General features: G+C 46.2%; 11 protein-coding genes and 1 riboswitch. Of the genes, 4 read left to right on the top strand and 7 right to left on the bottom strand.

Going from position 1 to position 13589, the window contains the following annotated elements:
• Positions 1 to 37 precede the first annotated feature (37 nt).
• On the bottom strand, positions 38 to 2068 hold the full coding sequence (locus MHB78_RS18685; RefSeq protein WP_046129687.1) for an ATP-binding protein: 2031 nt from the start codon (positions 2066 to 2068) through the stop codon (positions 38 to 40).
• Between the two features lie 524 nt (positions 2069 to 2592).
• Between MHB78_RS18685 and MHB78_RS18690 the strand changes: the two genes are divergently transcribed.
• Positions 2593 to 3246 (top strand): spore coat protein, encoded by a 654-nt coding sequence (locus MHB78_RS18690; RefSeq protein ID WP_082094046.1) that lies wholly within the window; start codon positions 2593 to 2595, stop codon positions 3244 to 3246.
• 1006 nt (positions 3247 to 4252) lie between these two features.
• Here MHB78_RS18690 and MHB78_RS18695 read toward each other — a convergent pair.
• Complete coding sequence (locus MHB78_RS18695; protein WP_046129685.1) at positions 4253 to 4825, bottom strand: YhcN/YlaJ family sporulation lipoprotein; 573 nt, start codon at positions 4823 to 4825, stop codon at positions 4253 to 4255.
• A gap of 158 nt (positions 4826 to 4983) precedes the next feature.
• On the opposite strand from MHB78_RS18695, the gene MHB78_RS18700 reads away from it, so the two are divergent.
• Together MHB78_RS18700 and MHB78_RS18705 are read left to right on the top strand one after the other, a co-directional pair.
• Complete coding sequence (locus MHB78_RS18700) at positions 4984 to 6774, top strand: S9 family peptidase (RefSeq protein WP_065894724.1); 1791 nt, start codon at positions 4984 to 4986, stop codon at positions 6772 to 6774.
• A gap of 53 nt (positions 6775 to 6827) precedes the next feature.
• Positions 6828 to 7172, top strand: coding sequence for a hypothetical protein (locus MHB78_RS18705; RefSeq protein WP_231947434.1), 345 nt, complete (start codon positions 6828 to 6830; stop codon positions 7170 to 7172).
• 69 nt (positions 7173 to 7241) lie between these two features.
• Here MHB78_RS18705 and MHB78_RS18710 read toward each other — a convergent pair.
• From MHB78_RS18710 to MHB78_RS18730, 5 genes are all read right to left on the bottom strand, one after another.
• Positions 7242 to 8797 (bottom strand): IS3 family transposase gene (locus MHB78_RS18710; RefSeq protein ID WP_231947364.1). Its coding sequence is split into 2 segments (ribosomal slippage): positions 7242 to 8140 and positions 8140 to 8797, totalling 1557 coding nucleotides; the frame shifts between segments, so codons are not numbered across the junction.
• Between the two features lie 87 nt (positions 8798 to 8884).
• Positions 8885 to 10270: an L-cystine transporter gene (locus tag MHB78_RS18715; protein WP_046132993.1), complete on the bottom strand. Its 1386-nt coding sequence runs from the start codon at positions 10268 to 10270 to the stop codon at positions 8885 to 8887.
• A 103-nt stretch (positions 10271 to 10373) separates the two neighbouring features.
• The gene (locus MHB78_RS18720) at positions 10374 to 11189 is read right to left on the bottom strand and encodes a MetQ/NlpA family ABC transporter substrate-binding protein (RefSeq protein ID WP_046132992.1); all 816 of its coding nucleotides are present in this window, start codon (positions 11187 to 11189) and stop codon (positions 10374 to 10376) included.
• A gap of 18 nt (positions 11190 to 11207) precedes the next feature.
• Positions 11208 to 11858: a methionine ABC transporter permease gene (locus MHB78_RS18725; RefSeq protein WP_046132991.1), complete on the bottom strand. Its 651-nt coding sequence runs from the start codon at positions 11856 to 11858 to the stop codon at positions 11208 to 11210.
• Position 11859: 1 nt separating this feature from the next.
• Complete coding sequence (locus MHB78_RS18730; protein WP_046132990.1) at positions 11860 to 12864, bottom strand: methionine ABC transporter ATP-binding protein; 1005 nt, start codon at positions 12862 to 12864, stop codon at positions 11860 to 11862.
• A 99-nt stretch (positions 12865 to 12963) separates the two neighbouring features.
• A riboswitch (SAM riboswitch) is annotated at positions 12964 to 13078 on the bottom strand.
• A gap of 310 nt (positions 13079 to 13388) precedes the next feature.
• Here MHB78_RS18730 and cspD point away from each other — a divergent pair.
• On the top strand, positions 13389 to 13589 hold the full coding sequence (cspD, locus tag MHB78_RS18735) for a cold-shock protein CspD (RefSeq protein ID WP_046132989.1): 201 nt from the start codon (positions 13389 to 13391) through the stop codon (positions 13587 to 13589).

Here is a 13589-nt window from a genome sequence, read left to right on the forward strand (position 1 = left end):
ATTTTAAAAAAGAATGAGAACAGGGCTGACCTTATTCTCATTCTTTAGCCGGAAGTTTCAATGTCACCTTCGTTCCCTTGCCTTCTTCACTTTCAAAATGAATGCTTCCCCCGTGATTTTCGATGATTTTAAACGTAACCATGAGCCCGAGGCCCGTACCTTTTTCTTTCGTCGTGTAAAAAGGCTCGCCGAGCTTTTCCAGCGCTTCTTTCGAAATGCCTTTGCCTTGATCTTCAAAGGTAATGAAGACGCTGTCTTTTTCCCTGTATGAGCGGATGGAAATCGCTCCTTCGGCATGTTCCATCGCTTCGATCGCGTTTTTAAGAATGTTAAGAAACACCTGTTTCAGTTCGTTTGAAACTGCGAGAATCTCAGGAAGCTCCTCGCTCAGCTCCTTCTCGATCCGCACATTGTTCAAAACGGCTTGCGATTCCAAAATCATGCAGACATCGTTGAGGAGCGTGTTCACCTGAACCTGATCAAATGTCGCCGATTTTGTTTTCGCCAATACGAGAAACTCGTTGATGATCGACTCAAGCCTGATGAATTCCGACATCATCACTTCGGCGTATTCCTTCTCGTATGTTTTCGTCTGAATCATCAATTGGAGGAATCCTCTCAGCGATGTAAGAGGGTTGCGGATTTCATGGGCGATGCCTGCTGCAAGCTGTCCGACTGCTGAAAGCATTTCCGATTTGATAAGCATTTTTTCAGACTGCTTCTCATTCGTGATATCTTCGGAAATCTGCAGAATCTGCTGCACATTCCCCATCCTGTCCTCCACGGGAACGAGCGAAAACTGCTCCCACCTGTCTCGGCCTTTCTTATCTTGATAATGAATCTCGCCGGACCAGGGCTGCTTTTCAGCGGCCAGTTTCCAACGGGCAGAAAGTTCATCACACATAAAATGCTGTTCGTACAAAGCTTGAACCTGTTCGCCGATGATCTCGACCTGTTCTTTTTCGATCAGCTGACAAAACCGTCTATTCGCATATTGGACGGTTCCGTCGACAGAAGCGATCAAAATATTGGCCGGGCTTCGTTCAATCGCCTGAGCGCTGATATGCAGCGCCTCATTCGTCATTTTCAGCTCGGTAATATTTGAAAACGTCATCACGATCCCCTTCGCATTTTCGCCCGAATAGGAAGGGATCATTTTAACGGCGTACCAGTCGCCGTTCCCCGCTTTTATTTCCTTTTGAATCGTTTTTTTCTCAACCAGCGTCCTTTTTAAGTCTTCCGTATAATCGGCATATTTGAACAGACCACTGAGATCGCCTATCGGTCTGCCTGTGTCACTCTGCTTCAATTTGAGCGTCTTTGCCGCTTCAGGAGTGAACCATTTCACGTTCAAATTCCCGTCCAAAAAAAGCGCGGCTATGTTCGTGTTGATCAGCAGATGGTCCAAATGGTCATTGAGGGAAGACAGCTCTTCAATTTTCCTTTCAAATGTCTGATTGATCGTGATCAATTCCCTGTTTGCGGTCATAAGCTTTTGATTGGCGGCGGTCAATGCTTCATTAGAAGCCTCAAGATCCTTTATCATCCGGTACAAATGCCGAATGTCGGGATGGGTCTGGTCTTCGTCATCTTCAATAGGCGGCTGCTTGTTTGTCCCCGTTTTTTCTTCTTTCATAAACAGCACGTAAAGCGTATGGTATTGGCGGGGGAAACGCTTCAGCTTCAAGGTGACGAAAGAAAGCTTTCCGTTCAAATAAACCGGAACATGATTGAACTCGACTTCCCTTTTTTCTTTTCTTGCCTTTTGCAAAGCTGAGCTGACAGGAACGGAGAGGCCGGCGGGAAAAACGCGGCAGCTGTTTCCTTTTGAACATTTTAAAAATTGATCTGCACTGACCGAAGACGCCACGATTTCTCCCCTGTCGTTGAGGATCAGGCACGGATTTACATACTGATCGATCAATGACAGATAGATGTCATCCAGTTTGTGGAATTCACTTAGTTCATGGATTTTTTTATATACGTCCGTTTGCACCTTTGGATACACAGTTTCAGCATCAGAAAATAAACCTGATAGTTTTCCGATTGTTTCACTTGAGCCCAGCATATAAAATCCTCCTTTTCTAAGCGCAAAATAAAAAAGGAAACAAACCTTTTTTTCTCAAGAATCATGATGAAAATAAATGCTTTGGCAGCTGATACGGTTTTTCCGGAGGGAGAATCCTTACAGATTAACGCGGAGAGGCGGTAAGGGATGTTAGAGAGTACACTTCCTTTCCTTCAACAAGCTTTCATGACGAAAAACCGGCCCGCTTCATAAGCTCCGAAATTTGGGGGAGCCTTCTGATTTGGGCACGATCATTTTTTACTTTCGCCGGCCTTTCGTCCGTAAACAAACGGGGGATCTGACATGGATCTGTCCTTAGATCCGGAGACCGCCATTGTTCGCGGGCTAAACCCTAAGGAGGATTCGGCTAATGAACCCTTTTTTATTTGTTCATCTGAACTACTTTATTCGACGGTTCGCACAAAATCCCTTTAAATCCATTCCAGCGAATACTCCTTTTTTGAATAAAAATGCAGGTTCAGACAAAAAATAACTCCTGTACTAAATTGAAGGAGGATACCACAATGGATCAGCAAAACCAGGATCAAATGCAAATCAACCAGGGCAACGAAGGAATGCAGCACATGAATCACGGAGGCCACGAGGTTTTTGACATGCACGAAGTGCTGTCCGGTATGATCGGCATCCTTGAGCAGTACATGATGTTCAGACAGCATGTCCAGGATCGTGAGCTGATGGACATTTTAGACAGACAGCATCAATTTATTTTGTCACAGTACAATCTTACGGCGGAGTGCTTCCGGACGGGACAAAAGCCAAGCCAGGAAACCGCTACTTATATGATGAAAGAGAACCGTCAATTCGTATACGGCTTAAAGGAAACCCAGCCGAAAAAGCCGAAGATGTCTCCTCAGCAAATTGATGATGCGTGCATCAGCAGCTTCATGCTCGGCTTGCTTAAATCAGGCACTTCGGCTTTGGCGATGGCTGCTCCGGAAGTGACAAACCCGGTTTGCAGAAGGGTGCTGGCAGACCAAATTCCGCATTATATTGAAATGGCCTACGAAGTTTTTGTTTATCAAAACAAGCACGGCTATTATCAGGTTCCGCAGCTCGCTCCCCAGGACATGCAAAAAATGCTTTCCCTTTACGCCCCGGTCCAAGGCCAAATGCAGATGCCAACCAAAGGCGCAGGGCAGCAGGGACCCATTCATTAACAAAGAAAACGGCATTGGAAGGCCCAATGCCGTTTTTTCTTCGTGATCATATTTTCGTCTAAACTCCTCTTCAAACTGTGATATATCCTCGTTGACGGCCGCTTTGAAGCCTTGTTCGAAGGTTTTGCCCTCCGCCGTTTCTTTCATGATATCGAGGATGACGCTTTTGCCTTTTTTTCTGACAAGCTCATCAATCATGTAATAGCTCTGCAAATAAATGTCCGCTTCATACTCCTCGCGCATTTTTTTCCATTGCCGGTCCGTCTCTAGTTTGGCAAACGGAACGACGGCCGGCAGCGCCCGCACATATGCCGTATCATGAGCGGCAGCCCATTCCGCGACGCCCTCATGAAACCAAAGCGGATAATCTCCCGGCTCAGATCCGAGCTCCCTGAGCTTTTCATGAAAGGCATAATGGGTATATTCATGAATCAGCACCCGCTCATAAAGAAAAACGGCAAATCCCTCTCCTTTGAGAAGGCGCTCCCGTTCCTCGGGAAGCAGTCCGATCATTCGCGCTTCGTCCGAATAAAAGCCTGTGATATTTGACAGCCTTTTTGACAGCCTTGAAAATGCTTCGATTTCCTTTCGGCTTGAAAAAAAGACGAGATCAATCCCGTATAAACGCAGGTTTTGAAACAGCGTCCGGCTGAGGTCTTCGGCATCGTTCAGCGTCTGTTTCGTCAGATTCAGCAGAGGCTTTTCCTGATCTGAATAATACATAGTGACCTGGCGAAAATGAGTCATCTCCTTCGCCTTGAGCAGTCCCTGCGTTTCCGGGCCTCCGGAAACGGGGATATCGCCCGCCTTTTCTTGATGAAAAACGGCTGCAAACAATATGCCCGCCGCCAATAGAACGAGGGCCGCTTTCACACGTTTCCCCACCGCTGCACCCCCATTTTAAGAGTGTGTCTCTTACTTTATGCAGGGAACTCTAAATGTGTGCTTTCGGCCAAAATAAAAAAGGCCGGCGATTTTTAAATCGTCTGCCTTTTTCAACCTGGTGTTATTTTTGCTCAGGGAACACCCTGCGGGTCATTTGGCCAAATTCATCAAACAAACCTTTGATTGGTTCGCCCTTTTGAATTCTTCTTCCATAATCGGTCATCCGGTCAACAAAGTCCGGATTAGCCGAAACATAGACATTATTAATGCTTTTGTCTGTTGCTTTGACCTTGTCGGAAATTTTCTTTTTCAAACTTTGCGTAACATCTCCTTGCTTATTTCCCGTCAATACAACCGCCACATAAGCATTGTTGTCTGTCACGATGACAGTCGCATTGTTAACTTCCTTCATGTCAGTGATTTTGTCGGCGATATCGTCAGCCTCTCTCATATTGTTTCCATTGCGGTTATCATCATTTACATTGTTGACATCATTGACGTCTCTGACATTGTTTCTATCTGCGACATTGTCCACTGGGGTACGGTCATTAGCATCGCGGTTATCCCTGTATGTGACGTTTCTAAAATTATCGTTGTTGCGGCCATTCTCCCCCTGATTCGCCATTCCGCATCCGGTGACAAATAATAACGGGAGAAGAAAAGCGGCAATTGCGCTTTTTTTCTTGTTGAACATGAACAAAGTGCCTCCTTTAATGATTTACCTATAGGTTTTTCTTTTTCGTGTTATTTATTCGTACAAAGCACGATTTTTATACCCGCAAATCTGTTATGATGATCTTTGAAGACATACAAAAATTGGAGGTGCTTCGAGAAGTGCAGCATACCGATGCATTGAAGAAGGCGAAACAAATATTTGACGTTTTGCGCATTACCAATTTTGCCGTCCATCCTGAGGAAACGCAGCTTGTCTTTGATACCAATATCAACGGAAAATCAAACCTGTGGGCGATGGATCTTCCTCATCTCTATCCTTATCAGCTCACCTTTTTGAATCAGGATTCAAGCGGAATCGCCTACAGCAAAGACGGTTCAGAGCTCTTTGCCGGGTTTGACAACGACGGAGATGAACAAAGCTGTTTATACCGCTTCCCATCCAAAGGCGGTGAAATGCGGCTTTTAAACGGAAACCAGCTCGACCGCCATTTTTCGCCGATCCCTGTAAAACATGCTGTTTATTATTCATCTGAAAGCAGCAACCCGACATTTTTGAATACATACAAGTACGATTTGCAGACAGGTGAAGAACGGCTCGTTTTTGAAGGAAAAGACGGTCCATCGCTGCTCAGCGATGTAAGTCCGGGCGAGAAAGCCGTCAGCATCCATGTGTCATTTGTCAACAGCCATTCCGTCTGTATGCTTCAAACCAGGGACGGACACGCGAAAGCGGTCGTTCCCGATGAAAAAAAGCCGCACATGGTCCATTCATCATATTTTCACTCAGATGACATACTGTATGTGACAACGAATTACGATTCCGAGTTTTCCTATCTTGCGTCATACACCATCTCAACCAATACATTCACCCCGCTTCTTTCGCTCGACAAAACAGAAATCACATCGATCTATGCAGACCCGGAAGGAACAAACCTTTATGTCACCGGAAAAAAAGGCGTCCTAGATCTGCTGTATCAGTATGACACAGCAATCGGAGAAAGCCGCGCCATCGATTGCCCGTGCACATCGATTACCAAAGTCGTCTGTGCAAAGTCCGGATCGCTCTATGTTCTCGGGTCGACTCCGACGAAGCCCGCCAACATTTATATGAAGGCGAAAAATGACACCGAATGGCGACAATTAACAAAGAACCAGGTTCCCGGGTTTTCTGAAGACGAGCTCTCCTATCCGGAAATCGTCACTTATCCGTCTTTTGACGGGCTGCCGATTGAAGGCTTGCTGTTTAAACCTGTTCCACAAGAGGCAAACGGCTATACCATTATTTGGCCTCACGGCGGACCGCAAGACTCCGAACGATTCAGGTTTTTCAATATCTTTCAAATTGCGGCCAAAATGGGCTACCAGTTATTCGCGCCGAATTTCCGGGGCTCGGCGAACTACGGCTACACGTTTTATCAAATGGTGGAGCAGGATTGGGGGGAAGGGCCGCGTCTCGATATGGTATCAGGGATCGACTGGCTGATTGACAATAAGCTCGCAGACAGGGACAAGCTGTTTTTGATGGGCGGAAGCTACGGGGGATATATGGTACTTCTCCTGCACGGGAGGCATCCCGGGTATTTCCGCGCCGTCGTCGATATTTTCGGTGTCAGCAACCTGTTTACGTTCGTCGAGTCGGTGCCTGACTTTTGGCGTCCCCTTATGGAAAAGTGGGTCGGTCATCCGGAGCGTGATGAGGAAAAAATGACGGCCGACTCGCCGATCACCTACTTGGAGCAAATGACAAAGCCAATGCTGATCATTCAAGGAGCTAACGATCCCCGCGTCGTAAAGGAAGAATCCGATCAGATCGTCGAACAGCTCAAGCGTTTGGGGAGGACGCCTGAATACATCGTCATGGAAAATGAGGGGCACGGTTTTTCAAAAAAGGAAAACAGAGATATGGTATTTACCGCGATTTTCAGCTTTTTTGAAAAACACCGGTTACGCGCAGCCGCCGGGACTTGAGAATAAAACAAAGACGTTAAGGGGATGGTATACATAAAAAGGAGGTAATCCCTTTGTTCAGAAGAAAAACAGGCATTCACCCGGCTGTTTTAGTTTTCGGATCTGCTGCTCTTACCCTCGCTTTTTCCCCGGAGCTTCGCAAGAGAGTTACCGGCATGTTTGCAGGCCGAATGGGCGGACAGCGTCATAACAGCTCCGCGAAAAACATGATGATGAACCCGGCCGATTTCATTAAACAGGCGTTCACTCAAGGAAACCAAATGCAAAGCAATCAGAACAGCACCCAGCACCAGTACGGCGCAGCAAACGGCCAGGAGGCTTCCGGACAGATGGCGGAAAGTCACAACGCCGCACATCAGCACGGACAGGCGCAGAGCCATACGAACCATATGCATTAAAAAAACCCGCACGCGCTTAAAAAGTGATCTGCACCCTGTCAAGTAGACAGTGGAAATAACTAAAACACACTAGACGGCTTTAGCCCTGTATTCCACTGGGCTGAGGCCGTTTAGTTTTTCTTGTAGACGATCGTGGTTGTAAAAGTGGATATATTCATCAATTGCGCTTTGAAGTGCCTCAAATGTCTCGTACGAATTCCGTCTGTATTTCTCGCATTTTAATTTCCCCCAAAACGACTCAATGGGGCCGTTATCAATACAGCGGCCGACGCGGGACATACTCTGTGTCATATTTGCGTTTTCAATCATCCTTCTAAACTGGTGGGACGTGTATTGAAAACCTCTGTCGCTGTGAAGGAGAGGACGTGCGTTTGGGGCTGCCTCAAGCGCTTGGTTCAAGGTTTTAAACACAAGGGCGTTATTATTGGATTTCCCCAGCACATAAGACACGACCATTCCCTCATGAAGATCTAAAATGGCACTGAGGTACGCTTTCCGATGGCCGTATTTTAGCTCTGTCACATCAGTCACCCATTTTTGATTTGGTTTGTCCGCTTTAAACTCTCGATTCAGGATATTTTCGGACACATGTTGAGGCGTCGCTTTGCCGTAACGTTTTTTCTTCCGCCGAATGACACACTCCAGCTTGGCAATTTTCATCAGCCGATAGATGCGCTTATGATTGAGGCGCTCTTTAAAGCGGCGGTTCATGTTTAAGGTCATTCTGCGGTATCCGTAGATACCGCCAATTTGTTCGTGAAGTAGCGCCATTTTGGCGATAATCTTTTCATTCTGTTTTTCTCTCGCTGAAGGTACTCGGCTCCTCCATTTGTAATACCCCTGGCGCGAAACTTCGGCAATCTCACATAACATTTGGACAGAAAAGCCTTCTTTTCGATTCAGCTCTAAAATGGCGAGATATCGATCTTCGTACCGAACCTGACTTAGAACCGCCTCCTTTTGATCTCTTCCAACTTTTTTAAGAACGCATTCTCTGCGCGCAAACGCTCATTTTCCTGTTCCAGCCGTTTGTTTTCCCGTTGAATTTTTTCTTCAGGTGTCAGTTCTTCTTCGGTTTTGCGTTTCCCTCGGTTGTCTTTTAAGGCCTCTTCTCCGCCTTCTTGATACTTTTTCACCCATTGATACACCTGTTGGTAGGAGACTTGATGAATCTCCATTGATCTGGCGTAGTCCTTTCCATGAGCTAGACAATCCTTCGCAATCTCAATCCGTTCTTCCAATGAAACGTTCTTCCGTTTGGTCATCAAACGATTCCTTCCTCTCCCGCTGTCTTTTAACGTTTTATGACCATTATAAAGCTCAACCCACTTCATGAGTACGGATTTACTGGAAATCTTATATTTTCTCGAGATTTCTCTTTGAGAGTAGCGTCCGGATAAGAAGTCTTTCACGGCATTGTATTTTAATTCTGCGGGATAGAACTTATGGCGCTTTGAACGTTCCAAACTCTCCACACCCGCCATATCATGCGATGTTCTCCATTCACGAATCGTTTCGGCATGAATGCCATATTTTTCTGCGATCTCCTTCACCGAATTATTGCCCTGATCACATTCTGATAGAATATTCAATTTTTCTTCTTTTGAAAACCATTTTCCAGCCATGAAAAAACTCCCCCAAGGCAAACAGATTTTTTTATTTCATCTGTCTACCTTTAGGGGAGCATATCAAAGCGGTGCGGGCTCTTTTTTTTATACTTCAGCTTCGATGATGTTAGTTCGGTCTTGATACGTGTCTGTTTCAAGCTCCTTCGTCACTTTGCTTGTGATCAGGCCGGACGTCATGCTGCCGCTGACGTTAAGGGCCGTACGTCCCATGTCAATGAGCGGTTCGATCGAAATCAATAAGCCTGCAAGAGCAACAGGCATATTTAAAGCAGACAGCACGAGAAGCGCCGCAAACGTTGCACCGCCGCCGACACCGGCTACGCCAAAGGAGCTGATCGCAACAACGGCAACAACGGTGACCAAAAATGACGGATCAAGCGGATTTTGTCCGATAGTCGGCGCGATCATAATCGCCAGCATTGCAGGATATATTCCCGCACAGCCGTTTTGGCCGATCGACAGCCCGAATGATCCGGCAAAGTTCGCAATTCCTTCAGGAACCCCGAGGCTTCTTTGCGTTTTAATGTTCAAAGGCAAAGCCCCAGCGCTTGATCTTGACGTAAATGCAAAGATCAGGACAGGGAATACTTTTTTCACGTAAGTCACCGGGTTCAGTCCGCTGAACGTAATCAGCAGCAAATGAATGATGAACATAACGATCAACGCCGCATAAGAAGCGATCACAAATTTACCGAGCTTGACGATGCTGTCGAGATCGCTTGTTGCGATCGTATTTGTCATAATCGCCAATACCCCGTAAGGCGTCAGCCTTAAAATCAGCGTGACGACACGCATGATGATTGCATAGACGGCATCAACCAACTTTTTGAAGAGCTCGGCTTGCTCCGGCTGTTTTTTCTTGACGCCAAGGTATGCCATCCCGAGAATAGCGGCAAAAATAACGACTGCGATGGTTGACGTCGGTCTTGCTCCCGTAAAGTCTAAAAACGGATTGCCCGGCAGCAGCTCGACGATTTGCTGCGGAAGCGTTTTGGCTTCCATATCCTGAGACTTCTGTTCAAGCTCCGCGCCTCTTGAAGCCTCTGCGCTGCCGTGGTCCACCTGAACGGCCTGAAGATCGAAAGCGAGCGCTGATGCGATCCCCACCGCCGCAGCGACAGCGGTCGTTGCAATCAGAATCCCGATGATAAGACTGCTGATTTTTCCGATATTATTTGTCAGTTTAAGCTTTGTAAATGCCCCTAAGATCGAAATGAACACAAGCGGCATGACAACCATCTGCAAAAACTTGACATAGCCGCTGCCGGCTATATTAAACCAATCTGATGTCTGAGTGATCGTTTCTGAAGACGAACCATATATAAAATGCAAAGCAAACCCAAAGACGATTCCAATTCCGAGCGCAGTAAACACCCTCTTCGAAAACGAAACGTGCTTTTTTTGCATGATATAGAGGAGCGCCATCAAGCAAAGCAGGATGAAAATATTTAAAATAACCAAAAATGCCATAAAACACATGCCCCCCAGAATTTTTTTACATTAGAAAACTATAGTACAATAAACCTTATTGGTCAAGTAGGAATTAACGATATTCGCCATTCTCTCAAAAAGTTTATTCTCCGATTTTTTCAAGCGGTACAAATGCCGGAATCTGGGCTCCGTTAAATTCTTTTTTGATGAATTCAGCCGTATCGTCAGACTGATAAAGCTTGACGATCTTTTTTAAGTCTTCGCGGTTTTTGTCTTCGGTTCTGGCCGCGATGATATTGATGTAAGGCGTTGCCGTTTCGTCTTCAAGCTCTATCGAGTCTTTGACGGGATTCAGTCCGGCATCAACGGCGATTCCGTTGTTGATGACAGAGGCTGCGACATCCTGGAGCACCCGCGGCGTTTGTTCGGCAGCCACTGTCGTGATCTGAAGCTTCTTCGGATTTTCCTTGATCACGTCAAGCGATCCGTTCCCGTCAAAGCCGTCCTTCAGCTTAATTAAACCCGCCTGCTGCAATAGGAGAAGCGCTCTTCCCATGTTTGTCGCTTCATTCGGCACAGCGATTTTTGCTCCGTCCGGAATCTCTTTAACCGACTTGTAATGATCCGAATAAATGCCCATCGGCGCGATGATCGTCGTTCCGATCGGCGATAAATCAAGGTTGCGCTCTTTTTTAAATGAATTGAAATACGATATCGTCTGGAAGGCGTTTGCGTCGATGTCCCCGCTCGACAGGGCCATATTCGGCTGTACATAGTCCGAATATTTGACGATTTCGATTTTTAAGCCTTCCTTTTCGGCTTTTTTCTTTACAAAATCCCACACCCTCGTATCCGTTCCGCTGACACCGATTTTAATCGACCCGCTTTCGGAATTTGAACAGCCTGCAAACACGCTTAAGATGAAAAGAACAATCGTGATGAAAGCAAATTTTTTCATAGCTGGTTACCTCTCTTTTTATCGTCTTCTTATTTTTTTGCTTAGCACATTACCGGATGACTGCAATCCCTGGACAACGATGACCAGAATCGCAACCGTCACGATCATCGTCACAGTATCAAATCTCTGATAGCCGTATGTAATCGCCAAATCTCCCAGTCCTCCGGCGCCTATCGCACCTGCCATCGCCGAAGCGCCGACCAGGCCGACTGTCGCTACCGTAAAGCTTAGCACTAAAGAACCGAGCGCTTCGGGAATCAAAAACCTGAAAATGATCTGCCGCGGAGTCGCCCCCATTGCTTCAGCCGCTTCAATCACCCCCGGATCGACTTCCAAAAGCGAATTTTCAACAAGCCTTGCGATATATGGCCCTGCATAAAACGTAAGCGGAACAACCGCGGCCCACGTGCCGATCGACGTCCCCACAATCAGCCGTGTCAGCGGTATAAGGGCAACCATCAAAATGATAAACGGAACAGACCGGAAAATGTTGATGATAACATTGACAACCGTAAACAGTGCCGTATTTTCGAGAAGGTGCCCCTTTCTCGTGACCACGAGGAGAATCCCGAGCGGAACGCCGATCACGCTTGAAAACAAAAGCGAAAACACCGTCATTTGAATCGTTTCGATCAAGGCATCAATGATTTGGTCATATGTTACAAGCATGTCACTTTACCTCCTTAACTTGAATGTTTGCTTGCCTGATAAAATCGAGCGCCTTGGCAATTTCTTCGTCTTGGCCCGCGAGTTCGACCGTAATGCTTCCAAACGGAATTCCCTGCAGCTCTGTTATCGTGCCGTGAAGAATATTGACGTCCACGTCAAAGCGTTTTGATACTTGGGAGAGAAACGGCCTTCCTGACGATTCCCCGACAAATTGAAATCGGTAAAGGTGCTTGATATTCAATGTTTTGATCGATTCCGGAAGTTCAAAATCGATCTCCGAACGGATAAAGTTTTTCGCCGTTTCGGTTTTTGGGGCGGAAAAGACGTCAAACACGCTGCCCGATTCGATGATTTTCCCTTTTTCGATCACCGCGACTTTGTCGCAGATTTCCCTTGCGACATTCATTTCGTGGGTAATTAAAAGAATCGTAATATTATATTGTTCATTGACTTGCTTTAACAGCTTGAGAATATCGCTCGTCGTCTGCGGATCAAGGGCTGATGTCGCTTCATCGCAAAGCAGAACCTCCGGGTTTGTCGCAAGCGCGCGCGCAATGCCGACGCGCTGTTTTTGCCCCCCTGAAAGCTGATCCGGATAGGCGTCAGCCTTATCCTCAAGACCGACAAAGCGGAGCAGCTCCGTCACCTTTTTCTTGATTTTGGCTTTCGGTGTTTTGACGAGCGTGAGCGGAGCCGCCACATTCGCAAAAATCGTCTTCGAATTTAATAGATTAAAATGCTGAAAAACCATTCCGATTTTCCGTTTAACCGAGCGGATTTCGTTTTTTGGCAAGGACGTCAAGTCCCGTCCGCCGACGAAAACCTTTCCCGCCGTCGGTTTTTCAAGAAAATTGACGCAGCGGATCAGCGTACTTTTTCCCGCTCCGCTAAATCCGATGACCCCGTAGATGTCCCCTTTTTCGACATGAAGGTCAATGCCGTCAAGCGCCCGGATTTTCTGCCCGTTTCTGTCATAGACCTTTTCCACGCCCTCGAATGTAATCATGTTGATCCCTCCGCTGTTTTTTGGATAACAAAAAAGGCTTCCTCTTAGAAAATAAGAAGAAGCCTTTAGACTCATTAGCAATAAAGAGTGCATCCGACCTTCTTATCTTCCAAGCCTTTTTCGGCTTGTTGGAGTTGGCACAGTATTCTGCATCATGCAGAACCCGCTGCCGAGGCTTCATAGGGCCAATTCCCTCCGCCTCTCTTAATAAGAAGTAATGAAAGTGTGAAGTTTTACCTAACTTTACAGCTTCTTCGGAATGTTGTCAATCGCATTTTTAACATTTTCGGGCTCATATGCGCTTCAAAAAAAGCCCAATTTCCGGCGCTGAGAGCGGCTTTTTACTTTTTTAAAAAAATTGCGTTCAAACAGTTGTAATTTCCCTTAAACACTGGTAAAGTAAAGGTAATTATTTTTGTTCGAACTATCTTTAAGAAGAAAGTTTTGTAAGAGTTTTCGTCTTGGAAGTTTGTTTCAGAGCAAGAATAGTGAATTTAAGCGTTATCGCTTTAGGAGGAAATTTCATGCTAGAAGGTAAAGTAAAATGGTTTAACTCTGAAAAAGGTTTCGGATTCATCGAAGTTGAAGGACAAGACGATGTATTCGTTCACTTCTCTGCTATTCAAGGCGAAGGCTTCAAAACTTTGGAAGAAGGCCAATCCGTAACTTTCGAAATCGTTGAAGGAAACCGCGGACCACAAGCTTCTAACGTAGTAAAAGCGTAA

Source organism: Bacillus sp. FSL K6-0138 (assembly GCF_037982765.1).
GTDB classification, from domain to species: Bacteria; Bacillota; Bacilli; order Bacillales; family Bacillaceae; genus Bacillus; species Bacillus glycinifermentans.